This is a genomic window from Butyrivibrio sp. ob235, from assembly GCF_900109475.1.
Classification (GTDB): Bacteria; Bacillota; Clostridia; order Lachnospirales; family Lachnospiraceae; genus Butyrivibrio.
Window position 1 is genome coordinate 1 of record NZ_FOBE01000011.1, and the last position, 26,241, is coordinate 26,241.

21 protein-coding genes and 1 tRNA gene are annotated in these 26,241 nt (G+C 40.0%); 4 read left to right on the forward strand and 18 right to left on the reverse strand.

Going from position 1 to position 26,241, the window contains the following annotated elements; translation table 11 throughout:
• The 6 genes from rfbB to BMW61_RS09715 all read right to left on the reverse strand — a co-directional run.
• On the reverse strand, window positions 1-865 hold an 865-nt coding region (rfbB, locus tag BMW61_RS09690), incomplete at its 3' end, for a dTDP-glucose 4,6-dehydratase (RefSeq protein WP_091821362.1).
• 121 nt (window positions 866-986) lie between these two features.
• Window positions 987-2,021, reverse strand: a complete 1,035-nt coding sequence (locus BMW61_RS23050; protein WP_091821365.1) for an acyltransferase family protein — start codon at window positions 2,019-2,021, stop codon at window positions 987-989.
• 57 nt (window positions 2,022-2,078) lie between these two features.
• Window positions 2,079-2,678, reverse strand: a complete 600-nt coding sequence (locus tag BMW61_RS09700) for a VanZ family protein (RefSeq protein ID WP_175475154.1) — start codon at window positions 2,676-2,678, stop codon at window positions 2,079-2,081.
• A gap of 170 nt (window positions 2,679-2,848) precedes the next feature.
• Window positions 2,849-4,417 (reverse strand): fibronectin type III domain-containing protein, encoded by a 1,569-nt coding sequence (locus BMW61_RS09705; protein WP_091821371.1) that lies wholly within the window; start codon window positions 4,415-4,417, stop codon window positions 2,849-2,851.
• A gap of 286 nt (window positions 4,418-4,703) precedes the next feature.
• A complete protein-coding gene (locus tag BMW61_RS09710; protein ID WP_091821373.1) occupies window positions 4,704-6,017 on the reverse strand; it encodes a VanZ family protein in 1,314 nt (437 codons plus the stop codon).
• 124 nt (window positions 6,018-6,141) lie between these two features.
• A complete protein-coding gene (locus BMW61_RS09715; protein WP_091821376.1) occupies window positions 6,142-7,278 on the reverse strand; it encodes a GGDEF domain-containing protein in 1,137 nt (378 codons plus the stop codon).
• Window positions 7,279-7,471: 193 nt separating this feature from the next.
• Here BMW61_RS09715 and BMW61_RS09720 point away from each other — a divergent pair.
• Together BMW61_RS09720 and BMW61_RS09725 are read left to right on the forward strand one after the other, a co-directional pair.
• Window positions 7,472-7,545: transfer RNA gene (locus BMW61_RS09720), tRNA-Met, on the forward strand.
• Window positions 7,546-7,648: 103 nt separating this feature from the next.
• Complete coding sequence (locus BMW61_RS09725; RefSeq protein ID WP_175475156.1) at window positions 7,649-8,686, forward strand: M42 family metallopeptidase; 1,038 nt, start codon at window positions 7,649-7,651, stop codon at window positions 8,684-8,686.
• Window positions 8,687-8,753: 67 nt separating this feature from the next.
• On the opposite strand, the gene BMW61_RS09730 is transcribed toward BMW61_RS09725, so the two are convergent.
• The 5 genes from BMW61_RS09730 to BMW61_RS09750 all read right to left on the reverse strand — a co-directional run bounded on the left by BMW61_RS09730 (window position 8,754) and on the right by BMW61_RS09750 (window position 15,481).
• Window positions 8,754-11,216 carry a leucine-rich repeat protein gene (locus tag BMW61_RS09730; protein ID WP_091821382.1) on the reverse strand — a complete coding sequence of 821 codons (2,463 nt, stop codon included), beginning with the start codon at window positions 11,214-11,216 and terminating at the stop codon, window positions 8,754-8,756.
• Between the two features lie 259 nt (window positions 11,217-11,475).
• A complete protein-coding gene (locus tag BMW61_RS09735) occupies window positions 11,476-12,609 on the reverse strand; it encodes a Coenzyme F420 hydrogenase/dehydrogenase, beta subunit C-terminal domain (protein WP_091821385.1) in 1,134 nt (377 codons plus the stop codon).
• Window positions 12,610-12,617: 8 nt separating this feature from the next.
• Window positions 12,618-14,387, reverse strand: a complete 1,770-nt coding sequence (argS, locus tag BMW61_RS09740; RefSeq protein WP_091821388.1) for an arginine--tRNA ligase — start codon at window positions 14,385-14,387, stop codon at window positions 12,618-12,620.
• 64 nt (window positions 14,388-14,451) lie between these two features.
• Window positions 14,452-14,778 carry an MGMT family protein gene (locus tag BMW61_RS09745; RefSeq protein ID WP_091821391.1) on the reverse strand — a complete coding sequence of 109 codons (327 nt, stop codon included), beginning with the start codon at window positions 14,776-14,778 and terminating at the stop codon, window positions 14,452-14,454.
• Window positions 14,759-15,481, reverse strand: a complete 723-nt coding sequence (locus BMW61_RS09750; RefSeq protein WP_091821394.1) for an epoxyqueuosine reductase QueH — start codon at window positions 15,479-15,481, stop codon at window positions 14,759-14,761. The genes BMW61_RS09745 and BMW61_RS09750 overlap by 20 nt, the downstream gene beginning before the upstream one ends.
• Window positions 15,482-15,573: 92 nt before the next feature.
• On the opposite strand from BMW61_RS09750, the gene BMW61_RS09755 reads away from it, so the two are divergent.
• Entirely contained in the window at window positions 15,574-16,041 is a 468-nt protein-coding gene (locus tag BMW61_RS09755; protein WP_026497704.1) for a GNAT family N-acetyltransferase, read from the forward strand.
• Window positions 16,042-16,100: 59 nt separating this feature from the next.
• Here the strand turns inward: BMW61_RS09755 and BMW61_RS09760 are convergent, their stop codons facing one another.
• Both BMW61_RS09760 and BMW61_RS09765 read right to left on the reverse strand, forming a co-directional pair.
• Entirely contained in the window at window positions 16,101-16,625 is a 525-nt protein-coding gene (locus BMW61_RS09760; RefSeq protein ID WP_044958454.1) for an NUDIX hydrolase, read from the reverse strand.
• Between the two features lie 119 nt (window positions 16,626-16,744).
• Window positions 16,745-17,869, reverse strand: a complete 1,125-nt coding sequence (locus BMW61_RS09765; RefSeq protein ID WP_091821397.1) for an SLC13 family permease — start codon at window positions 17,867-17,869, stop codon at window positions 16,745-16,747.
• A 221-nt stretch (window positions 17,870-18,090) separates the two neighbouring features.
• On the opposite strand from BMW61_RS09765, the gene BMW61_RS09770 reads away from it, so the two are divergent.
• Window positions 18,091-18,654, forward strand: coding sequence for a TIGR01440 family protein (locus BMW61_RS09770; RefSeq protein WP_026497707.1), 564 nt, complete (start codon window positions 18,091-18,093; stop codon window positions 18,652-18,654).
• A 116-nt stretch (window positions 18,655-18,770) separates the two neighbouring features.
• Here BMW61_RS09770 and BMW61_RS09775 read toward each other — a convergent pair whose 3' ends face one another.
• The 5 genes from BMW61_RS09775 to BMW61_RS09795 form a co-directional block, all read right to left on the reverse strand.
• The gene (locus BMW61_RS09775; protein WP_139176270.1) at window positions 18,771-19,679 is read right to left on the reverse strand and encodes a hypothetical protein; all 909 of its coding nucleotides are present in this window, start codon (window positions 19,677-19,679) and stop codon (window positions 18,771-18,773) included.
• Window positions 19,672-20,382, reverse strand: a complete 711-nt coding sequence (locus tag BMW61_RS09780; protein ID WP_242829888.1) for an RNA polymerase sigma factor — start codon at window positions 20,380-20,382, stop codon at window positions 19,672-19,674. The genes BMW61_RS09775 and BMW61_RS09780 overlap by 8 nt, the downstream gene beginning before the upstream one ends.
• A 266-nt stretch (window positions 20,383-20,648) precedes the next feature.
• Window positions 20,649-22,388: a vWA domain-containing protein gene (locus BMW61_RS09785; protein WP_091821402.1), complete on the reverse strand. Its 1,740-nt coding sequence runs from the start codon at window positions 22,386-22,388 to the stop codon at window positions 20,649-20,651.
• Between the two features lie 205 nt (window positions 22,389-22,593).
• Window positions 22,594-24,027, reverse strand: a complete 1,434-nt coding sequence (locus tag BMW61_RS09790; RefSeq protein ID WP_091821404.1) for an Ig-like domain-containing protein — start codon at window positions 24,025-24,027, stop codon at window positions 22,594-22,596.
• A gap of 112 nt (window positions 24,028-24,139) precedes the next feature.
• Window positions 24,140-26,236, reverse strand: coding sequence for a leucine-rich repeat domain-containing protein (locus tag BMW61_RS09795; protein WP_091821406.1), 2,097 nt, complete (start codon window positions 26,234-26,236; stop codon window positions 24,140-24,142).
• Window positions 26,237-26,241: the final 5 nt, after the last annotated feature.

Here is a 26,241-nt window from a genome sequence, read left to right on the forward strand (position 1 = left end):
ATGTGAGCTTCTCTTTTCTGGGATCTGAATCATCAAGAGACTCGCGAAGTACATCGATGATGGTCTGAACGATCTCAATGTTCTGCTTCTCATTGTGTCCGCCGATGTTATAGGTCTCGAAAAGTCTGCCCTGTTCCTGAACCATATCGATTGCCTTGGCATGATCCTCAACATAGAGCCAGTCACGAACGTTCTTACCGTCGCCGTAAACGGGAAGTGCCTTACCCTCAAGAGCATTGTGAATCATAAGAGGTATAAGCTTCTCCGGGAACTGGAACGGTCCGTAGTTGTTGGAACAGTTGGTTATATTTGCAGGGAACTTATATGTATCCATATAAGCCTTAACAAGCATATCTGAGCTTGCCTTACTTGCTGAGTAAGGGCTGTGTGGATCATAAGGTGTATCCTCATAGAAATATGCATTAGGGTCCTCGGGAAGTGATCCGTAAACCTCATCGGTACTTACATGAAGGAACTTCTTTCCTTCCTTGAAGGAACCATCCGGAAGCTCCCACGCCTTCTTTGCAGCGTTAAGCATTGTAGCTGTTCCGAGAACGTTGGTCTCAACGAAGATCTCGGGATTAACGATTGAGCGATCAACATGGCTCTCTGCCGCAAAATGAACAACTCTGTCGATGTCATTTTCCTCAAAAATCTTGTTGATGGCATCTCTGTCGCAGATATTTGCCTTAACGAATGTGTAGTTATCTCTGTCCTCGACATCCTTGAGGTTCTCAAGGTTACCTGCATAGGTAAGTACGTCCACATTTATAATGCGGATTTCGTTGTCGTATTTCTTAAACATATAGTGTATGTAGTTGGAACCGATGAATCCGGCACCACCTGTCACAAGATAAGTTCTCATAAAAAAAACATCCTCCCAAAAATATATCAAAAAATACTAAAGTAGAATAATGGTTGCATGGAAATAATGCAAGTATTTTTAATCAAAATTCAAAACTAATGAAGTGTTTTTGAATCCACATTTATTTCATTCTACTAATACTTACGTAATCTCTAACCTTACCAGATATTAGCCTTATCATCCATGCCAGTACCACAGTAAGTATTAACGTCAACCAAAAATAACTAATACCAATTGACTTTAAGCGATTTTTAAACAGAATCAAAAATCCAAATTGATATAAATATATTTCAAATGAGATTTTACTTAAAAACCGTAATATACCATTATCAAAAGTGAAGTACCTGCATATGAGCATAACAAAGAAATAAAAAGGTATCAGCATCAAATTATGACTTATCAAATCCATAATACTATAGTCCGTTGCTCGTAGTGACATTATGAAAGTAAGTACAAGCATCAATAACATCCCCCCTACCACCCAGACATTATATTTCAAAAAAACATGCTTGATTTTATCTCTGTATTCATAAATTGTGATTCCAATAGGAAATGCCCATTCACTTATATAATAACTTCTTCCAATAGGCAGCGAACTTATTTTACATAGTTCCATAATAATAGAAGTCATAAATATAACTACTAACCATATCCCCAAAGCTTTAGTCCGACTATTTCGAGAAAACTTATATATCACATAGTATAAAATATATAACCCCAATAACGCATATATATACCAATTCATATCCTTGAATAAACTTTTTATAGACATTTTTTCCCCGATTGTAATAAGGAGCATAATCTCCGTAACGATTCTGGAAAGAACCGCTGCGCAAAATATCTTTGAAATTTTTCTGACAAGAAAGCCCTTCAGATAATCTTTTTTTGAACCATATGATAAGGCCAAACCATATCCTGATAGGCAAAAGAAAAAGCCCACACAAAAGGTACTCACTTTCCTAAGCGGCATTAGTATAGTGGGAAGGTTACCGTAAGCTAAAGTACAATGAGTAAATATAATTAATATCGCAAATATGCCTCTTAATTTATTTACATTTTTCTGAATTAAAACAATCTCGTTTATTCCCTCGCGTTCAAATTTAATTCCAGGAATAAGAATAAGCAATATAAAAATATACAAAAAAAGGTACTCCAATAGTAACTCCCCCTATCTATTTAAAAATATATTGTGTTTTTTCTCTTGCACATCACACTACCTCATCATATTAACATCATTAAAAAAATGATTATCATTATTTTTCTTCCTAAAAATAATTGCAGCAATTGCTGCCCCGATAAAGGTTCCCATCGTGTTGGTCACCAGATCATTTATCTCAAATCGTCCCGTTCCGGTATAGAATTGGGTACATTCTACCAAGAGGCTTGTTGCTGCGCCAATAATAGTTGTAACGAGAACTCTTGCAGCAAACTTCTTACTTCTAAAAAAAGGGCACACTACAAGTCCCCACGGAACAAATAATAATATATTCAACGTACTAAAAATACTATTCCAAAGCCTTTTTTCTCCAAACAGTCCAAAACCAAGATTCAGCTTAAGGATCATTATTCCGGCTCTTGACCCGGGTTCACGCCTTAAAATAGTAAGGGACATCAATACGCCCGCATAAGCGAAAAGTAAAAATATATGTAGCACTCTTCCAAAGCTTACCTTTCCCTTTTTAAGTAAAATTAGTCCCGGAACAAACACTATCACCGCTTCTATTGCCAGTAAAGTCAACTGATTGGTAGGAGTAAGCCCCTCTACCTCTCTTCTTAGTATATATTTAAATAAAATAATGTAATTATTCTGCATATTTCTCATATATAAATATTCATAGCTACCCACACCAGTTCATAATTATACCATCTTTCAATCTGATTTTGTGTATTTACGGTGAATCCCAAATAAAAATAGAGCCTGCTCCAAAACCTCAGGCTCTAATAAAAATCAATTACTAATTTTATAACATATGAATTTAATTACTAGTGAAGCTCTATGCTTTTGTTTTTACTCCATTTAGAATACAACACACATTTTCCACATTTTGTGTACGCTCGAATTCGTATATAATACTTTGTTTTCATATTTACTTTTTTGACAGTTATTGATATCTTTGATTTTTTTACCTTTAAAGTTTGTACATTCCTCTTGAAATTTTGATCTGTGCTGTACTGTATCTGATATCCTTTAATGTTATTTACTCTTTTTTTCCATTTTACTGTAAATTCTCGTTTGCCCGGAATTATTCTTTTGATTGTTGGCGTTTTGGGTTTTATCGCTTTCTTTTTAGTATTATCAGTATTATTACTTACCGCAGACATAGCATCAATAGAGCTAGTCTCATTACTGCTAATATCATTATTGTTTCCATCTATCCTGGTATCATTGTCATCAACTAACTCGTTGCCCTTATCACTGTCTTCGGTATTATTATCAGGTGAATTTTTACTAGTATACTCTTGTTCTTCACTAGTCTTTTTTTCTGTATCCTCGCTTATCTTATTGTATTCTGTGGCCTTATTACTACTATCCTGATTACTTTTTTCATTTGAGTCCTCTTTATTTGTGGCATTATTTTTTTCACCTGTACTACTTTGGCTGTATTCCTTTTTGGTATTGCTATTTTTATTTGGTATTTCCGTCTTATCACTTTCATAAAGTTCATTAAGAATAGATGAATTACACTTCAAGTACTCTGAATTTGGAATTGTCTGACCCCACTGAGTTTTTTTAGTTGTAACGCATGTCAATCCCCTTGAACTATATAACTGTTCTATTGTATTAGCGCCTGTCGCATCCTTTATATCAATACCACTGGTTGCAGTAAATAATCCACTTGCAGAACTACTAACCCAGAATTCATAGGCGCATGCAAAATATAGATAATCATTTTTATCAAGAGGAACCGATTTTCCCCAAAAATGAATCACCCTACTATCCATATCCTTATCTGTAAGATCTATTTTTATATACGAATTTGTTTTAGTAACCTTTTCAGGCTTATATGCTTTATGATTCTCCCAAGGAAGCTCATATAGAAATACGCTACATGGATAGGGCTGACTATCAATCGTAATCCAATTTTGCTTGGATTTTGAATATGCAAATAATTTGATTTTTCCAAGATAAACTGAGAAGTTTTGGGGTAGTTTTTTATCTGTTGACAGATAAATTGCTCCCATTGAAAGAAGTTTCTGTGACTTCGGATTCTTTGTATCACCGATAATATGTCCATTATCTCTCCTTGCCTTAATCATAAAGTCACTTCTTGATTCTGATGGAAGGTTCATAGAACAATAAACCGGATCATCTAATAGCGAAACAGGGATATTGCCATCATGAACATCCTTTTCTGACTGATAATAAGAATCCCAGCGTATTAGATCATTTGAATTGTATTTATCTGTTTGTGCAGTAATTATCTCTTCTCTGCTTAGGTTGTAAATACCGTTTGTATTATTGCTAGCATAAATTATATCTCCACATGTACTTAGCAAAAATAATGATACCACCCCCACGTAAAGTAATTTGATAATTTTTGTTTTTTTCAATACTTTTACCTCCTATGTGGTTTCCTCTGCAATTCAAATTGTTTATCCGCTTTATATTGTTTTAACATTTGAAAATGTGATATATAAAATCAACAGAGTACAATATATCATAATTCCGATAATATTGAAATTCTTTTTAGTAATTTGATTATATAGCCTTGTGTATAAAAAAGCAATTTAGCGAATAGATATTCACTAAATTGCATTTGGGGTTTCTTTTTTTACTTTTTTAGTTAATCTATTATAGTGTCCAACATTTGGGGGGTCAGTTCATTACCCTCATGATTCATTCCTGCAATTCCTTATATGACACCCAATCATAATATGCGTAAAGCGGAGAGGCCCCATCATATTCTTTTAGCCACCCCGGTTTATCTCCCGCCCACACATCCATCATTATTTTTGCTTTCATCTGCGGAATATCTTCACTTTTCACTTCGTGAGCCAATTCGCCATCGACAAACCATTGAATAGAATCTTCGGTCCAGTTGAAAGCATACTCATGAAATTCCTCAGAGGCATCAAACCCAAGATCATATAAGTATTCATGTCCTCCGACTCCATTCGTATAGTAGTTGAACTGAACCTTTGTTGTGTCATATCCCAGAAACTCAATATCTATTTCCGTTCCCTCATCTCCAACTTTATCATATGTAAAGAAGGCCGAAACAACGCCGGTATTTTTTATAGGTTTCATTCTTACCTGGTACAAGCCAAATCCAAATGTTCTCTTTGTACATACTTCTCCACCGGTAAGTTTTGGTTCTTCATTGCATAGCTCGAGAACCATTTTCCCATCCTTGCAAAATACGTTTTTGGCTTTCCACCTCAGTTCTTGTGGTTCTCCACTGTCCCATGTAGACTTTCGAAATCTGAAATAATTAAATATATTGAGATTACTATAGAATGTAACATCATCTTTTCTCATAAAAACATCCTGGTCACAATAGTTATATCCAATTGCAACAAGAATCAAAATGCTACATATGCTACCTAATATAATTAAAAATCTTTTTACCATCTGTTCCTTACCTTTTCTCGGTCTAAATATCGTGCAAAGCACTGCAACAACGATCGCACCGATAAATGTTCCTGCCGTATTCGTTACAATATCCGTAAGTTCAAACATTCCAGTAGCAGTATGAAGCTGTGTAATCTCTATGAAAAGGCTGGTAAACGCACCAATAATTGTAGTAATTAAAATCCTGGTTATGGGGCTTTTTTTACTGAAAAACGGACAAATAATCATTCCCCAGGGAATAAACAAGATTGTGTTAAGCGTGCTAAACGCAGCACTCCAATAGGAGACTATTCCCCCAAAAGAAAAGCCTGTATCCACATTAAGGTGCACTATCCCTGGTCTCGTTCCGATGGGACGACGGAAAATGGTCATGGTCAAAATAACTCCCAGATATAATACCAGCAGGTAAACATGCAGTAATTTTCCAAACGAGGTTTTTTTCTTAATCAAGAAAATCAAGCCTGGAATAAAAACTATGCAGGTTTCTATGATGAGTAACATAATCTGATTTTCGAGGCTAATCCCCTGGAATTCCCTCTCAAGTATGTGATTGAATAATTCAATATTCTGGTCTGACATAAGGATAATCCTTTATATAAAAATAAAAGAGAAATACCTTAATTGGCATTTCTCTTGTAATTGCCTTCTTTGAAATATACCACAAAATGGAAATATCCTCAAATCGCGGTGAAAATGATACTTCCTACCTCTTACGCCTGTTATTCTTCTTATAGTACTCCTCTTTGTCAGCATACATATGCTTATCAATTTCGCTTATCAGATCGATGTTCTCATCGGTGCTTAGGTCGATGATATCTCCACCGATGGCCGCAGACAGTTTATAAGGTTTTTTTGACGCGTCATTGTAATCTTCTATAGCATCAGCAATAAATTCTTTATAATCAGCGATTGAATGTGTTGCTGTTTTATCCAGAATTACGATAAACTCGTCTCCTGCAAAGCGGATAACAACGCCGTTATTCATTACTACCTGGTTCAAAATATCGGCCATAGCAATTAGTGCATTGTCGCCTTCCGTATGAGAATAGTTGTCGTTTATCTGCTTAAATCCGTTCATATCAAGCATTAAGGCCGAAAGTTTTTCTCCGCGTTTTTTTGCTGCATTCACTATTTCATTAAGATAAAAACGGTTAAACGCACCTGTCAGTTTGTCCAGGTAGATATTCTCATTTTGAAGGCTCAGTGCTATGCAGCACACAGACACACCCACACACGGCCAGATCAAAGATACTCCGTACAATGCCGTCTGCACCAGCATACCAACCGCAATGGGAACAAGGAACTGCCATGTCGGGAAAAAGCTGAGAATCCTACCTCTCCGCTTCGCCGCAAAGTATTCATACAGTCCATAAAGCAGGAAAAAGGCCTCAACTATTATGTACACGCCATAAAAAGAGAGCCTTCGATAGCAATTGTTTTCATCAATCAGGAACACAAGAGGTTTAAATATATTTATAAGAAGAAGCAGTATCTCACTTAGACACAATGAATATACAATCAGCCTCTGTCTACAGGACTGGCTTTCGTTGATATGTCTGACAATTATAGTTATATATGCCGGTCCTATAACGGCATTTAAGAAAAACAGGAACGAATTACCAATATACAAAAAAATGCGAACAAATGTCCCAGGCTTTCCATCAAAATAGAAAACCAGTGGATCAACGATACAGCCGGATATAACAGAAAAAATCATCACAAGAAGTATCAGACTTTCGGAATTCTTGTTCTGAATTCGCCATCCACGGCTGAGCAGGATCACTGCCATTACCAAAAGTCCAACTATATTGGACGAATAAATTGAAACAAGATTAATCATGTCTTTATGGTATTTTAGAGAAAATCCAAAGTCAATTAACTCACTATTAAAAAAGCGATATAAAAGTATTATAATTACCTTTATAGAGCTCCAAAAATTCTTTGAAAAAAATTTAAAATTATTGTTGACATTACCTTTGGGGAGCGATATACTATCCTAGTCGGTCGGCAAGAGACGACAAAAAAATGAATATGGCGAGATAGCTCAGTTGGCTAGAGCACGCGGTTCATACCCGCGGTGTCGAGGGTTCGAATCCCCCTCTCGCTATGTAGAATAAGACATAAGTCAGTGACCTATGTCTTATTTTTTATGCTATTATATCTTAGTGACCACTAGTCACAATTTTATCAAAACAAGGAAGGTTTATCTTATGAGCTATGAATTAAATGAAAAACGATATCTTGAAGAGCTTGAAAAGGAGCTGGCTATTGATTCCGTCACAGGTCAGTACCACGAGCTTCAGGATTATCTTATAAAGGAAATCGAGGCGCTCGGCTTCAAAACCACCACCCTTCACAAGGGCGGCATTTTAGCTGAAATCGGCGGCGAAGGGAATCCGCTCCTCATCACCGCTCACGGCGATACAATCGGCATGATGGTTCGCCACATCAATGATGATGGCACAATTAAGGTATACAAGGTTGGCGGTCTCTACGCATATCATACCGAGCGTGAGAATGTTCGTATTCATACAAGAAGCGGAAATGTTATAACCGGCTGCGTCCAGAGAAAGAATGCTTCAGTTCACGTCACAGAAGACGAATTAAACAAAGAAGTTGCAAGCTTTGATACCAATTCTTTTGTAGTTCTTGATGAGGATGTAAAGAGCGCTGATGATGTCAGAAAGCTTGGTATAGAAATTGGTGATTATGTAGCTGTTGAACCCAGATTTACATATGCCAATGGCTATATCAAATCACACTTTATTGATGATAAGGCACTTGTCGCACTTATTATGGAACTGCTCCACGATGTTAAAGATGGCAAAATAAAATTAAATCGTAAGATTTATGCTTTCATTCCCTTCTATGAAGAGATTGGACACGGCGGATCCTGCATTCCTTCCGATGTTAAGGATTTCCTTGCTTTGGATATCGCCTGCATCGGACCTGAACAGACCAGCTCTGAGCGCAAGGTTTCAGTATTCTGCATGGATAGTAGATTCCCTTATAATCTTGACATGATAAAAGAGCTTGAGGAAGCCGGCAGAAAATCCGGTGCTGACTATGTCCCCGATATTTTCACTCCACACTATGGAACAGACGCTGATCCGGCGCTTGTGGCAGGCTTCGATATAAGGCACGCTGCAATTGGTCCCGGCACCAGAGCAAGTCATGGCTATGAGAGAACTCATATTGATGGAATTAAGAATACATATAGTCTGCTTGCTGAATATGTAACGATATAAAAAAATAAGGCTTCCCTAATTACTGCCTTCCCCCAAGGGGAAGGCAGTAATTAGGGAAGCCTTTAATTTATTTATTTGTAACCTTCTGTGATTTTCCTGAAACACCACTTGCTTTAAGAATTTTCTTATAAGCTTTGAGCTTGCTCTTTGGAACCTGAACCTTAGCCTTTTTGTTGATCTTCTTGAAGGCATTCTTACCTACTGTTTTCTTTGAAAGGAACGGTGTCTTAATTTTCACGTTTTTAAGCTTCTTGCAGCCATAGAAAGCGTTCTGACCAATCTTCTCTACATTCTCACCGATAACAGCCGTCTTGAGGCTCTTATTACCGTTAAATGCATTCTCCGTTATTTCGGTTACTCTGTATTCGTTGCCGTCAATTACGATGGACAAGGGAATTGTAATGCTACCGGATGATGCCGATCTTGCCTTTAAAAATTTCACTGTAAGATCCGTATCATCATTCGAGGTAACCTCATAAGTATTACCCTGGCAGATAACCTTATCTCCAATATTGTGACGATAAGCTGTATTTACTACAACCACCGGCTGGCTTACTTCTTCTGTTACCACAGCATTTCCGGAGGATACTTCAGCAGATTTACTATCTTCCTTTTTGTATTTCTCCTCTATTCTGTCAATGATATCGGAAACGCCTGTCTTATCAGCTATATCCTCAGCCTTCTTTTCAGCGTCATCCTTATCGTTCTTTTTATCATCCGAAGATTTGTCATCATCATTATGAAGCTTGTCATCAATCTTATCTGATATTTCCTTCTCTTTATCAGATACGGAGCTCTTCTTTATTCTGAAGGTTTTAACTGTTTTCCCAAAATAATTGGGGTTCACTGCAGTGACAATAACATCGGCAATCCCCGGGTCAACGTTATCCTTATATTCAACGGTATAGTCATCCTTATCAAGCACAATATCGTCGTTCTTTACAGTAACCTCGGGCGTCTTCTCCTCTCCATCGTAAATGTAAGAATCCTCGCTCAGTGTCACCATTGTAGGAAGCAGTTCCTTCTTCGTTATTTTGAAATTATTTGCAATCTCCTTCTGCTGCTCTTTGCCGTCCTCATCCTTGTATTTTATAACTGCTGCGGCAGTGTACTCGCCAATTTCATGGATATCGGTTTCGTTTAGTTCATTCCCCTCTCTGTCTCTGTATATGACATCACTTACTTCTATCTCTTCAGGAAGGTTCTCGGGCTTTTGAATATCAACTTTAAGTGCCTCGCCATAGTCTCTGTTTACTGCAGTTATAGATATTGTGTAACTTTCAGAGCAGTCAAGACACTTTATTGTAGCGTTGTCATCACCTGCGCCAAGGTACTCAGCTTCCCAGGAGTGAGTATGCTCATCAGCTTTAAACTCAAAATACTTCGGAGTGTTTGCATAATCGGTCTCTGTATCGCCACCGATTTTCTCACATACCAGATATGCAAACTTGAAATCATTGTAATTCTCAGGGAGATTAAACGTTCCGGTCACATAGTTGTTTATGTCCTTACCGTTTCCGGACTGCTTTGAGCTTGCAACGTCAACCGGTATATATGCAAAATCGGAAGCATTACTTATTGTCAGCCCTTCTTCGTATCTCTTCTTTAAAAGGATCACCGAAAATGAAACCTCATCATCATCCTCTGTATGAGGGAATTTAAAACTTATTTCCTCAGTATCACCATCGACATGTCCTCTTATGTCAGACGGAGTTTGCATCGCACGATCGATAACCGTAAGTTTATACTCGTTGTCTGTTCCCGCAACTAATGATGAAAAGAGTATGGATTCTTTTTTAAGGTTAAACGCGGGGCTTACACCTTCAGATTCGTTCGCCGATCTGGAGCCAATTATTCCAAGACTATCAACTCTATAAAGTCTTTTATTTAATAATTTTGTTCCTTCTTTCCCAAGTCGAAGCCACCAGTCATCCTTTCTTCCGGTAGTAATATTCTTTTTTATTCTATTAAAATCCTCTGCCTGGTTCTTATATCCATAGCTTGTATTTGTTACCTCTTTGGGATCAAGTACAAATATCTTTGTCTCCTTTAGCTGCGCAAAACCTCCGTCAACGCCTTCTCCGTCTGAAGATGACCTTCTTTCTTTTCTACTAAAAGCTATAGCATCCTTTTCAGCACCGGTAAAAACATCGGCATCAAGGAATCCCTGATCATTAAGATCCTCAATCAGCCCTGCGGAAGTACCCGGCATCAAATGATATAGAACACTGTCACAGTCAAGCAGCATCGTGTTTTTGCTGATTTTTCCATAGTCGCTGAAATCAGTGCAATCTGTATCAAGCACCCTGTATTTTACACTCTTATTTTCATATTGGCCGTAGTAGACATAATTCCACTCTCCGCCGCCTTTTACAGGATTCTCAATTGCTCCTGTTCCAAGACCTGTTATGGTTTTGTTCGAAGTCTTTGCATATACTGTAAGCGACTTATTGAAAACCGGAAGAATCGAAATCGAAATGATCATTGCCAATGTAAGTGAAAAAGTTCTTTTATTCGCTATATACTTCATCAGAAAAACTGCCTCCCTTTTGATGAAATTCACGTTCCATAGTATATAACAGAAAAAAGCCGCCAAGCCTACGGATTATGAAGCAAATAGTTCATAATTCGTACTTGACAGCTTTAAGGTTCCATGAAGCCTTGGCTATATAAGCCTTTAAAACTCACACGATGCTATTAAGTTTCCACTTAAAAAATGACCAACATTCAATTTTTATAAAAACAACCTATCAGGAGCAAAGAATCCAATCAAATCAATTACTGTCTGTTTAATATTTGTTCTTTATTATTTTCCTCAATATTCTATACGTTATTTTCCTGGAATAAGTTGCCTTAATAATTGTATCCGTCTTTCGGCCAAGTCTATAATATAAAAACCCTAATGCTCTTCCCCTTGGCATACCAACAGATTTACGTGAATCTGCTGTCTCAGGAAGTATCCTATCAATCTCTGTACTTTTCTGATAAACAAATGATGAAATCGAATTATATAATTCTTGCCCAGGTTCTGAATGAACAATAATAACGGATGAACCTTTATTATCATTAAATTCCGTAAATATGTCCTCAACTCCCCATGCATCTCCAATCGTCATGTCAGATGGTCTGTCAAGAGACTTGTATTTACATACATGGCATGAAGGTCTTAGGATAGAATTACTTAAAAACAAATTCATAAATGTATCATTACTATGTTTTTTTGTATAAGTCTCTCCATTCTCAAAAACAACTGTCATTGAATACTGATTCCATCCCGTACTCTTATCCCTAAAGGATATACTTGTAATTTCATCACCATACAAATGCTTCAATTCACTTAAGTATCTCTTCCAAACTCCAGGAGAAGGAACTCCATGACATAAAACATCTACGGTAAGAAGATTATCGTACTCTTTCTTCAGATATCCTTTCAATCCTGCTATTTGACAGGCCGTTCCTGTATAGAGAACCTTTCTGTTTTCTTCCAGAAGTCTTCTTGTTGCTGCATAAGCTTCAAAATTTCGACTCTGAAGATACTTACTGCCCATCAATTTGATCAGATTATCATTATTATCGCATAAAATATGATGAACCAACCAATTTTCATCAAAAGCCGCACCGACAACTACACCGCCACTTTCGATTATCTTTTTTGCAAGTAGTACAAAAATGCCTCCTGAAGAACTAGACATTCGCTCATTAGAATTATTAACAGCAACATAACATTTCTTATTAGAAGTATTAGAAATTACATTTAATGAAGGACAGCATTTTTCACAAATATGACAATTTACACATAAGTTCTTATCTATGTACGGATATACAAAGCCTTCATTGTCTTCTTTCATTGTTATACATTGACGCGGACAGGCAACATAGCATCCCCCGCAGCCACAACATTCTTCTTTATTGAGATTAATCATAATCAGAGTTACATCCTATCCGGTGCACTAAAGCCAAGTAAATCGATTCCTGTCTCGAGCACTTTAAGTGTTACATTAAGGAGTGCGATGTATCCGCTCTTCTTCTCCTCATCGGGCTCAGTGAGGATCTTGGTTGAGTGGTAGAAGCTGTTAAGCGCATTTGACAGCTCGTAGATATATGCACAAACTCTGTTGGGCATGAGATCTCTTGCTGCGCTCTCCACTGCATCCGTAAATCTTGTGAGAAGAAGCATCAAGTTCTTTTCATCAGCGGACTCTGCATTTCTAAGGAGTGCTTCCCTAACATTACCGCCCTCGTTCTCATACTTTGAAAGGATAGACTTGATACGTACCATTGTGTAAAGGATGTACGGACCGGTGTCTCCCTCGAAGGATGTGAACTTGTCGATATCGAAAATGTAATCCTTTGAAGGCTGGTTTGAAAGATCTCCGTATTTGATGGCTGCAAGAGCTACCTTGTGAGCTGTATCTTTTGCCTCGGTGTCATCGATTTCCTGGTTGCCTTCCTTGATGCGGTTATACATCTGCTCATCGATTTCTGCGATAAGCTTCTCAAGACGCATAACTCCGCCCTCTCTTGTCTTGAAGGGCTTGCCGTCCTTGCCGTTCATGGTACCGAATCCTACAAAGTGAAGCTCTGTCTCGGGAAGAACAAGCTTAGTCTTTCTAGCGCAGCGGAAAACCTGTGTAAAGTAGAGTTCCTGGCGCTTATCTACCACGTAGATGAGGCCTTCGGGTTTGAACTCCTCCATGCGCTGCTGAATAGTAGCAAGGTCTGTTGTATTGTAAAGTGAAGCTCCGTCTGACTTAAGGATCATGCAGGGCGGAATCTCCTTGGTGTCTGTCTCTTCAGCAACATCAACAACAAGTGCTCCCTGGCTCTCATGAGCATAGCCGTGCTGCTTCATGTAATCAACCATTCCCGGGATTACTTCGTGAACGTCGGATTCACCTCTCCAGAGATCGAAATCCACGTTGAGATTCTTATAGTTTTTCTTAAGGTCATTTACAGACACATTCATGATGTGATGCCAAAGTGCGCGATAACCCTTATCGCCGTCCTGAAGAAGCTTTGTTGCCTCCATTGCCTCAGCCTTGAAAGCCTCGTCCTCCTTGGACTTAGCACTGGCTGCAGGATAAATCTCCTCAAGCTCACCGATAGTGAAAGGTGCTTCCTTCGGATACTGTCCGGTGTGGTTTTTATCAAAATAAGGAAGATCGGGCTGACGATGCTTAAGCTCTGTGATTATGAGACCCATCTGAAGTCCCCAGTCACCGAGGTGTATATCGCCTGTTACCTTGTAGCCTGCGTACTTGAGAATTCTCTTAATGCTCTCTCCGATAACTGCTGAGCGAAGGTGTCCTACATGGAGCGGCTTTGCAACGTTCGGTCCGCCGTAGTCGATCATGAAATTAGGCGCATGAAGAGGAGTCTTGATTCCAAAGTGATGCTCATGGAGCATTTTCACAATATAGCCTCTTACGAAATCCTCGCTAACCTTGAGATTCAGGAATCCGGGCTTAACCGATTCTACAGATGAAAAGATCTCGCTTCCCTGAAGCTTTTCAGCAACCGCATCCGCAATCATGAAAGGTGCTTTGCCATATTTCTTGGCGCCTGCCATAGCTCCGTTGCACTGATATTCACAGAGGTCAGGTCTGTTGGAAAGAGTAACCTTTCCAAGCTCTGCATCAAAACCGGCTGCCTCAAACGCAGCGGAAACTTCTTTTGAAATTAACTCTAAGATTTTTTCCAAGATAATCTTCCTTCCTTATAACTAATATGAATAATAATGAATTCTAACACAAATATCTGAAATTTCAAATGTCAGGTGTGCCGGGCTTCCATATGAATCTGTCAATATCGACGTGAGTCTCATCCACAAATTCGATTCCGTCTGCCTCAAGCATTTTTATCTGAATGTTCTCTCCTCCGAATGCAAATGCCGATGACACCCTTCCCTCACGGTTCACGACGCGGTAGCACGGGATGTGCTCGGGATCGGGATTAACGTGAAGTGCATAGCCCACGACTCTGCTCCAGCGCCTGTTTCCTGCAAGCATCGCTATCTGTCCGTAGGTCGCAACCTTTCCCTTGGGAATTTGCCTCACAATATCATAGATTTTATCAAAGGTGTTTTCTTCCATTTTCACCCTGCTCCTGTCTCTCACGCTCCTGGCTTTCCCGCTCCAGCCTTGAAAACTCGCAGCCGCAGAAATCCTGCCTGTAGAGGTCGAATTTATGTGACAGTTCTATAGAGCGTTTATATCCGTCTTTTTTCTTAAAATCAGAAGGCAAAAACGAGACACCATATTTCTCCCCCATCTCATTTCCAATTCGGTTTAGTCTCGCTGCATCCTTTAAAGGCGAGATTGTGAGCGTTGTTGTGAAAAACTCTAAGCTATGCTCTTTTGCTATCCGAGCGGATTCCTCAAGACGAAGTTCAAAGCATCTGGTGCACCGCTCGCCCCCTTCAGGGCAATTCTCAAGCCCTTTCACAGCCTCAAGATAATCGCTTACGATATAGTCACCTTCGATGATTTCGATTTTCCTGGCGCCTTCATCGGAATTCATCCCCTCAAAATCGCCGTTTTCAACCTGTTTGTTATATTCGGCTATGAGGCGCTTTTCCTCCTCCACTCGCTTTCTGTACTCTGGTTCATTCATGATATTCGGATTGTAGAAAAACACGGTGATATCGAAGTACTGTCTAAGATACTCAAGACAGTAGGATGAACACGGAGCGCAGCAGGCATGAAGAAGAAGTCTTGGGAAACGTCCTTCCTTCTGGAACTGCTGTATTCTCTTTTCAAGTTCTTTTGCGTAATTTATATTCACTATCTTTTCCATTTCAATTATACTGTTAATGTTTAAACTTCTATAACTATATCACAAAAGGTATTCGATGCTTCAAAATCGCGAGTACCTTGGGAGGAATGAAAATGAATTTCAGACGAGCACTTGATAAGGATATTCCACAGATTCACGAGCTTTTAAAACAGGTTAATCTTGTCCATCATTTGGGACGTCCCGATCTTTTTAAGAAAAATAATAAATATACCGACGATGAACTTAAAGTAATCCTGAAGGATGATTCAAGGCCTATTTTCGCTGCGGTAGATGACAATGATGTGATGCTGGGCTACGCCTTCTGTGTGCACCAGGAGCACCCGAATGACAATCTTCTTACAGACATCAAGACTCTTTATATCGATGATCTATGCGTTGATGAAAACTGCCGCGGTCAGCATGTCGGAAGAAGTTTATACGACTATGTTCTTGGCTGGGCCAAGGATGCCGGCTACTACAATATCACCCTAAATGTCTGGAACTGCAATGAAAGTGCCATGAAATTCTATGAATCACTTGGAATGCAGCCCTACAAGGTTGGCATGGAGCAGATTCTGTAATTTGTATTAAGCTCCTATATTATTGCGCAGTTGTATGCACATTGAATAAGGCTGTTTTTTCATATATTCAGCAGCTTCCCATCCAAAACAGCCTCAACAAGCTCATCACCTTCATAAGTGAGCTTTAGTGAAAAGAACGGCTGCGCAGGGTCTTTGATCAGATCAAGGAAAATCAGATCACCCTTCCAGAGATCAAGTTTTACAAGTTCGTCCTTGGATATCCATTCAAGGACGCCTTCGTTGCAGTCTCCTGCGTCGCCTTCAAAATCATCGGATGTGAAAAGGCACATGTAATCCGTTACATCGCCATTTTCAGCTTCCGAAGGCTCGTATAATCCGTCTCTGTTCCCGGCCACAGCACGTGAGTAGAACGTCACAATCCCCCTAAACTTCAAAGAATTCAGCTTGATTCCGGTCTCCTCAAGCACTTCTCTTTTCACACAATCATCAGGGCTCTCGCCGTTCTCGCAGTGTCCACCCGGTGCAATCCATTTTCCTTCGTTTATGTCATTCTTTTTCTTTATACGGTGGAGCATGAGATATTTCCCATCCCTCTCCATGTAGCATAGGGTTGTAATTTCCATATTGCTATCCTTTATATTTGTGCGAGTAATTCAATCTATTACCAAGATATTCTTCTTTTTTTCAGTTCTACGGGTAATCCTAAATTATAAAATAATAATCATCCCGCAACACAGAAATATCAGACAATCACAAAGTGCATTCCAACAAATATCACAAGGAACAATACATTAACCGCAGTAAACACAAGCAGGTATTTTCCTCTGCTCTCCTTATAGTCATTGGAGAAAGCCTTGAAAGAAATAAGGCTCGCCATAGAGGCGATAAGGGTTCCGAGACCGCCAACATTTACGCCTGCAAGAAGCTCCTTGTAGTTTTCTGTAAAACCTGAAAGCATCAGCGTCGCAGGAACATTACTGATAAACTGGCTGGCCACCACTGAAGTGATAAACTCGCGTCCTTCCATCAGCTTTGTCAGATTCTCTTTGACGAAGTCCATGCGTCCCATATTTCCGGTGAAAATGAAAAATCCAACAAAAGTCAAAAGTAGTATATAGTCAGCCCTTAATAGGATTTTTCCATCCATAACAGCAACTACAACAAGAACAGCTATCACCATTATAAACCACGGAACTATGCGAAGCACTGATAAAAGTGCAATCGCAAAAAGGAGGCAATAAACTACGATCTGTTTGGTGCTTCCAAAGTGTCTTACTATATTATAATCCTTCTTTCTGCCTTCAAGAGTCTTGGATTTTCCGGGAAGAACAAGCATCGCTGTAAGCAAAAGAACCGCTGCCATAACCGAATAAGGCAGCATGCAGAGCACAAACTCACCGATTCCCATTCCTGTAAGGCCGTAAAGATATAGGTTCTGCGGATTACCGATAGGAGTCAGCATGCTTCCGAGATTCGCCGCAACAGTCTGAAGCACGATAACAGGAATCATCAGGTCTTCTCTCTTACAGCTACTAAGTGTCATAAGCGCGAAGGGCACAAAGGTAATCAGCGCCACATCGTTTGTTATAAACATGCTGCTTACAAAGCAAAGAAATACAAGAACTAATGCAAGCTGCCAGCTTTTCTTAACCTTTGAAAGAAGTACGTCTCCGATTTTCTCAAATATTGAATTCTCGCGAAGACCCTGAATGATGATCATAAGTCCCCAAAGTATTCCAAGTGACCTGAAATCAATGTATCCGGCATATTCAGAATCCGGGCGTACGATAAATGACGATAAAAAAGCCAGAATCCACGCTATTACAAGCACAGGATCTGACAATAGCTTCTTAAGTTTGTTTTTCATAATACTCCTCAAAAAATAAATGGATCTGTTTTATTTCCACATAAGATTTTATACAGTGGGAGAATTATTGCAAGGAAAATTTGGATGGAGCACTATTTTTCCAAACCCAGGTTGCTACTTTATTTGGTACTGCTATAATGGATATTGGCGATATGCATGAATATTGGCCTTGTTTAAAACACTATAAATGAGGCTTATAAAATAATAAAGGCAGGTTCATTATGAATTTTGAAGAAATAACTGCGCAGAGCAGACAGGCAGTAACAGAAATACTTGAAGGAGCAAAACTTCGTCCCGGTTCCATCTTTGTAATCGGATGTTCATCCAGTGAGGTCCTTGGCGACCAGATCGGAACAGCCACGAATGTGGATGTTGCAAACGCTGTCTATGACGGCATTATTCCGGTTCTTAAGGAAAACGGAATCCTGGCAGCCGCTCAGTGCTGCGAGCATCTTAACAGAGCTTTGGTAGTTGAAAGAGAAACCATGGAAAAATACGGCTTCGAGCAGGTAAATGCTATTCCTCAGCCAAATCACGCAGGCGGCGCGCTTGGCACTGTATGCTACGAGAGATTTGATGATCCAGTTCTTGTTGAAAGCCTCAATTGCAAAGCTGACGCCGGAATAGATATCGGCGGTACCATGATTGGTATGCATATGCACAGTGTTGTGGTTCCGATGCGTATATCACTACGAAAAATCGGCGCTGCTCCTATAATCTGTGCAAGACACAGGCCTAAGTATGTTGGCGGACAAAGAGCTATATATGATGAGGAGCTGATGTAAAAAAGTCCCCTCATCCGTCTGCTTCGCAGCCACCTTCCCCCAGAGGGGGAAGGCAAAGTAAAAAAGCCTTCCCCTTGGGGGGAAGGTGGCTGCGAAGCAGACGGATGAGGGGGGCTTTAATTTTCACTTACGTATGTCTGAATCTCCTCTTCCGTCATGCCTTTATCAGAAACAAGGGAGTACATGATTCCATCTTTTTCCCAATAAGCAAATTTATAAGTTGTGTCGTCGCCGCAGGCGATAACTCTGTAACTGTCAAATTCCATAAGCTTTTTGTTTTCAAAAGAACTAACATCTAATTCCTCGAAACCGGTGAACAGTCCGATTTCAGATGCAAAATAGCTTATGCTGTTATTATCTGTTTTATAAAGGATCTCTCCGCCTTCATCATATTTAAAATATTGAACCCCTGTTGCTTCATTTTTCAGTGATTCAATGTCTGTAATATCAAATCCTAAAGCCTGTGAAAGCTCTGATGCAGATGAAAACTCATCTTTTGTCATTGCCGGGCTCTCAGCCTCCTCGGAAGCTGAATCCTCTTTAGCACTTCCTGTAAAATCTATAGCATTCTCAGATTCCGAACCCTTTGCACCCTCTGCTGCACTTATGGATGGCGTCATAACAGAATCTGCTGATTCAGGTAAAGCAGCATCTTCGGTTGCTTCTTCGGTAACCTCTGCATAGTCCATAGCTTCTGAAGTGGCTTCTTCCATTGTTTCCGTTGCAGAATCAGTTTCATATTCGGCAGGTGCTGTAGTAGCCGTCTCTGACTTTGAACCGCCAAGTCCAACTGTTCTGATAACTCCATAGGTTCCAAGAATCAGCAGAGCAAAGACCGCTGCCATAGAACCATATCTCTTTACAAATTTTATTACATTATTACCGGATTTCTTTTTTCTTGTACTATCAAATTCGGTAATATTAGCATCCCCCACACGTAGTTTCTCATCTACATTCGAAAGGATTCTATCGCGCATTTCATTGGTAATTTTTACTGATTCCATAACTTCATTATATTTACTCAAAGTCATACGCCTCCTTTAGAATATTTTTTAGCTGTCCTCTTGCGCGATTTAAATCAGAGCGGACAGTCGACTCCTTTCGATTCAAGATCCCCGCTATATCTTTGGTTGAATATCCTTCCTGATAGAAAAGATGTACCACCTCTCTATACTTTTCAGGGAGCTGTTTTACTGCCTCCCATACAAATGCCAGGTCCTCCTTATTCTCTGCAACAAGTTCTTCTGAAAGCTCATCGGCTTTTCTCACATTCAGATAGTCGATCTTGTTCTTACTCAAATTCGCTGCTACTGTAAGAAGCCATGCTTTCTCGTGCTTTTCATTTTCAAAATAAGGTGCCTTCCTGATGTACTGAATGAGCGTATCCTGGACGATGTCCTCCGCATCACTCATATTGTGAAGGTAAGAATAAGCTACTCTCAAAATATTGTTCCCGTATTTTTCCAGAATTTCTCCTGCTCTTGCTGCTGCGGCATTCTGAGCATCCGCACTTGCGGTCTTCTCTTCATAAGACATACTTTGAGTCTCACCGCCAAAAGCATGATACCGGCTACCGTTAGTTTGCTTTTTTACATCTGCTAAAATCGCACGGATAGCCCTTTCACTAAAATCTCTGTAATCTTTTTTTTCCTTTAAAAAGAATATCGTTTCAAAAATTGTTTCTACATAATATTTCGCGATATTCCTATGCATTGAAATTGTTCTCATCGTTTCCCTAACCCGATGTCATTTTTCATACCGTATGATTTCCTCCCACGCGACATCGATTCCCTCTTTATGAGTTGTCTTTTGTCCCTCGGATTCCCCAAATGATTTTTATTCCTTTGTTTTCAAAAAGACAACTGTTTAAATTTCCAATGCATAGTATATCACGATAACGGTGCGTTTTTCCAGATTTTGCACCAGGAGCTGGTTAAGATTATCCCCTCATCCGCCCCTTCGGGGCACCTTCCCCCCCAAGGGGAAGGCTGTAATCAACTTCTCTTCGCCATCATTCTTACAAGCTGGCCGAACTCATCTCTGTATTCATCCTTGGTCTCGATTGTTTTGTAATCGTCCATGATGCCTGTAAGTGTTGCTGTTCCCTTATATTCACTGTCTGAAAGGATCATTGCAAATTCTGCTACAAGGCCTGCAAACTTTAAGTTTTCACTTCCGTTTTCATAGAAGTCCTTGTCTCCCACAACTACTGAGAAGAGCTGTGATTTATCTGCCTCGGGCTCCTTGTAGCGAACGCTTACTGTTGCGTACTCATCGCTGTAAGCACTGTCTGAATCCTTCTTACGATTATCTTCTTTCTTATTATCTGAATCATTATCCTGGTACTTAAGCTTGATCTCGCTCTTTGCACCTGCAGGAATGATCTCGTAAAGTGCTACTACGCTGTGTCCTGCGCCGATCTCGCCGCCGTCCTTGGTGTCATCGTTGAAATCTTCGTCGTTCATGAGTCTGTTTTCATATCCGATAAGTCTGTAGGAATTAACTCTCTCGGGGTTGAACTCAACCTGGAGCTTAACGTCCTTGGCTACTGTCACAAGTGTTGATCCCATCTCATCGATGAGAACCTTCTTGCCCTCGAAGAGTGAATCGATGTATGAATAGTTTCCGTTACCGCAGTCTGCAAGTCTCTCAAGGTTGTCGTCCTTTAAGTTGCCGCTACCAAAGCCGAGTACTGATAAAAAGATGCCCTTGTCTCTCTTCTGCTCAATGAGTTTCTCGAGATCGTCGGGATTTGAAACTCCTACGTTAAGGTCGCCATCGGTGCACATGATGATTCTGTTGATGCCGCCTTTAATAAAGTTATTTTCAGCAATTTTGTAAGCCTTCTGTATGCCGGCTTCACCGTTTGTGCAGCCGCTTGCCTGCATGCTGTCGATGGCATCTTTGATCTTTGATTTATTCTTCATGCTTGTTCCGGAAAGAAGTACTGCCTCCTGTCCTGAATAGGTAACTATTGAGACGCAGCCCTTGTCGGGAAGTGTATCCACAAGCTCTGTGAGTGATTTCTGCAAAAGAGGAAGCTTATCGGGTTCATCCATTGAACCGGATACATCTACCAGGAATACCAGATTACTGTCGGGTGCCTCAGAAAGGTCGATGTCTCTTGTTTTCATACCAACAAACATGAGCTCGTGGTCCTCGTTCCAAGGGCACTTAGCGATTTCTGTCGTGATACCGAACTTCTCATCTCCCACAGGATTATTGAGGTCATAGGAAAAATAGTTGATGAACTCTTCCGGTCTGACTGCGCTGGGATTTATATCTGTCAGAGAATATCCATCCTCAATCATTCTTCTTACATTGGAGTAGGATGCTGTATCAACGTCTGCCGCAAAGGTTGAAAGCGGTTTTGCGGTTACAAGGTCATATCCATTCTCCTCAGGTTTTTCATAGGACTCTGTGTTGTACTCCTGAACGTAAGGATCGTAAATGTCGGTGCAATCCTCAGTTTCACACATTGCTGTTTCATATGCATTTTCAGCCCCTGCTGCACTCTTATCTGCTGTAGCTGCTGGTGCTTCGCAGGCCTCTTCCTCGTAATACTCAGCAGCCGGCTCCTCATCGTAATACGCTGTGTCTGCAGTCTCCTCTGTACTGTAGCTGTCTTGTACTGTGGTAGCTGTTTCGTGTGTGGTTCCGCCACATCCGCATACAGCACTTGCTGAGATAATGATGCTGAGAACAACTGATGCAACATTCATTTTTCTTCTCATAATTTTTCCCTCCGTTTTTAAAAATGTGTCAGACTTTTAAAAAATAACTTGTTTTTGCTGTTCTACTCTATATACAGATGGGATTCAAAAAATGTTGCAGATATTTCAAAAAAATTTTTTTATTTTTTTCCACAGAAAAAGCCGCCACATTTCTGCAGCGACTTTTCCCTGAAACTATTGAGGTTTATAAAAAGAATGAAGAAACTCAGTAGATACTAGCGGTACTTAACAGTGAATTAAATCCGCTGGGCCACAGATACCACTGTCCATCGGAAGGATCGCGGTAAACCTGTACTGTCAGGTTGTTCTTAAGGCAAGGATGGTTATCTGTGTGGAACAAAATCTGTTCAATCGAAAGCTCTACGCCGTAAATTGTGCTCTTCTGAGGTGCATAGGGAGATTCTTCCATAACAACGGTAATTGGCTGATTGTGGTTGTAGTTGTAAGGCTTTGATCCCTCAAAGAATGCCCACGGAAGTTTTTCCTTCTTATTATCATAACCGAAATAATATGTAAGGTTTCCGGCACCACCAACAGATGCTCTGGAAATGTGAGGTGAAACCAGAAGTTCATTCATCATTGCCTGACCTTCTGCGTCTCTGCCCTCTGAATAAGCTGTCATAGCTGCAAGTGCGCATGCAACTGTGAGATACTTACCATCCTGTTTTCCATCAGCTTCACTTCCCTTACCGTTACTGCGGTCGATCTTCTTCATGTGCTTTGCTCTCTGAGGAAGGCCGTTGAAGGTGATTGTAGTCTGGTTAATCTCCTCATATACAGGCTTTCCGTTTCTTGTAGCTTCTCTTGTAACAGTCTTATATGAAATAGCGGGCTGTCTGATCACAACAGGATCAACGATTGTAAGATTGCAGGAAACAGAATACCCGGCTGCTGTTGCTGTGATAACTGCGCTTCCGTCATCAACGCTCTTTACAACGCCGCCTGAAACTGTTGCTATCGCTTCATTACTACTACTCCAGGTTACATTTGATGCTCCGCTTACAGTAAGTGTAAGTGTCTGTCCATAGTTAATTGTTGCAGAAGTCTGGCTTATTGTGAACTGAGGAACAGATACTGTACATGATACTGAAGTTTTTCCTGCCGAAGCTGTGATAACTGCGCTTCCTACGCCTACAGCTGTTACAAGGCCGTTATTTACTGATGCAACCTGATCGTTACTGCTGCTCCACTTTACATTTGCTGCATTACCTGCATTTAACTGTAATGACTCTCCAAGGAAAACCTGAGCCATTGTCTCATTTATATTCATATCAGGTACCGTTACCTTTACAGAGTAATTTCCGGAGCTGCATTTTCCTGTAATTGTTGCGGTGCCGGGCTTATTAGCTGTAAGCACGCCTTTCTTTGTTACAGATACAACGTTCTTATTTGAGCTTTTGAAATTCTTTCCGCCCTTTACAGAGATTTTCTTAGTTGCTCCCGCTACAAGGGTTATTCCCTTAGCTTTCTTACTCTTAACCTTCTTTGCTTTTTTAGTCTTCTTTTTAGATTTCTTAGCTTTCTTCTTAGCCTCTGCGGTAATTGTTGCCTGAGGTCCAAAAACGCTTGCTGCCGGACTCGCCGCCAGGATAAATGACAATAATATCGAGAATATAACTACTGAAATTCTTTTTTTCATCTAAATCCTCCTTATAGAACTTCTTATTTTGAGAGAAATTTCATTTTAATCCCCCTCATCCGTCTGCTTCGCAGCCACCTTCCCCCAAGGGGGAAGGCAGAAAATTTTTGTATTACTTTTTAATTTTCACTCCGGCATCCGTCTTCTTTTTAAGAAGCTTTGTGTAAGCCTTAAGTTTCTTCTTTGGTGTCTTGAAAGTAGCGCCCTTCTTAATCTTCTTGAAGGCCTTAGCACCGATGCTCTTTACCTTGGCTCCCTTGAAGGTGATCTTTTTAAGATTTGAGCACTTGAAGAATGCCTTCTTACCGATCTTGGATATATTTGCACCGATTGTAACCTTCTTAAGTTTCTTACAGCCCTCAAAAGCACTGTCGCCGATTTCAGTAACCTCGCCTTCAACTGCGAGACTTGTGATCTCAGTATTCTTGAATGCCGAAGGTCCTATCTTGTATACGTTATATTCCTTATCACCAATCTTTACTGTTACGGGAACAGTGAAGTCTCCGCTTACATCCTTTGTGGATTCAAGTGATGCATTTTCTCCGTCAACCTTGTAATGAGCGCCATCAACATCAGCCTCTGTTACAGGTGCAGCATCCTCGACCTTCTTAGCCTCCTCTGTGGGCTTTCCTGCTTCGCCGGACTTGCCTTCTTCACCGGGCTTTGTTTCTTCGCCGGGTTCAATTATTGGCTTGCCATCCTTGTCGAGAGCAGGGATATCTTCGATGTCTATTGTCTGAGTCTTGAAAATTTTGTTTGTAAACTCTGCTGTATATGTAGTTGTTCCCTTCTTACCTATTGATGCCGGAGTTTTAACTTTTGATGAAACCAGTCCTTCTTCCTTTTCTACTTTTCCGCATTTATCTCTTTTACAGGTTCTTGACGCCGTACATGTCTTTCCATCTGCACTCCATTCATATACAGGATCCGCATAATCATGTCCAAGTCTCGGAATAGAATCTCTATTCCCTGTCCTTACATGTTCTCCGCATATAAGACAATCATGGTATTCCTGTTTATTACCTGCTCTTTCACATGATGCAGGAGCGCTTACTCTCCAATACGGCTCACCAAAAACGTGCGCATCTGTATCAGGAACATTTACCTGACTTGGAAATGCAGCAAAATATGAGGAACCATTATCAGATCCATCCGGCTCACCTTCGATTGTGAAATAAACAAAATAGTCTTTTCCATAAGTTTTATTCTTCAGATCGAAGGGAAGCTCGTATGTAATTTCTCCTTTAGCATTTTCATATTTCCCTAAATTCACATATTCATAGAGTTTTGTATTGGACATATCAGCAAGATATTTATCACCTAGTATCTGCTTGTTAGTGATAATAAGAGACATTCTGCTATAGTTGTTGTATTTGTAGTTTGCATCAACTTCATATGAAAACTTGATCTTACCTTGGCATCTTCCAATAGTCTTAGTTGTTATTTTACGTTTATCAGAATCATATTTATCTAACAGAGTAAGCTTATACATACCATGTGTTGAATCCGCCTGCCCAACTTTTGTAGAGAACAGTATTTTGTTTAAAGGTATGTTCATTGACGGAGTAAAGCCAATTACCTGGGTATTTTTTTTATCACTATAGACACTACCATTTGTATTAACATAGTACCCATAATCAGTGCCATACGTATCTCTTAACCACCAGTCTCTCTTGATCCCGTTATAGCTTTTTATCATAGCTTGTGAATTATTACCATAAAATTCATTAATATCACTTTTACTAAGCAAACAATAATCCCAGCCGTGATATCCATCATCAATCTCCTGTATCACTCTGGATTCCAAAGGAGAAAAATGTGCTTGTTCTACGCTGGCAGTTCTAAAATAATAATTTACATCATAAGTTGACCTATGGCTGTTCTCCCATACCGGCATCTTACAGTCGATTAACAGACAAGGCGTGGACACTGTAAACCCACTCTGACATTTCGTTTTGCTGAGAACGTTGAATAAAAGTTCCTCTCGTCCATCTGCCATGCCATACGTAATAACATTAAAATGTCCAGGCTCGATATTAGTAATCGAATTAGCCCCCAAGCTTGTATTAGCCGTTGTTTTCACCACCGCAGCCTCAGCTTTAATGGCCTCTCCTCCTACAGCCGGCAACAATGTTACACTCAGGGCACACGCCAGCACTGCCCCCAGGACTTTTCGTCCCATTTGCTTCATTAGTTTCCTTCTCTTCATTCTTT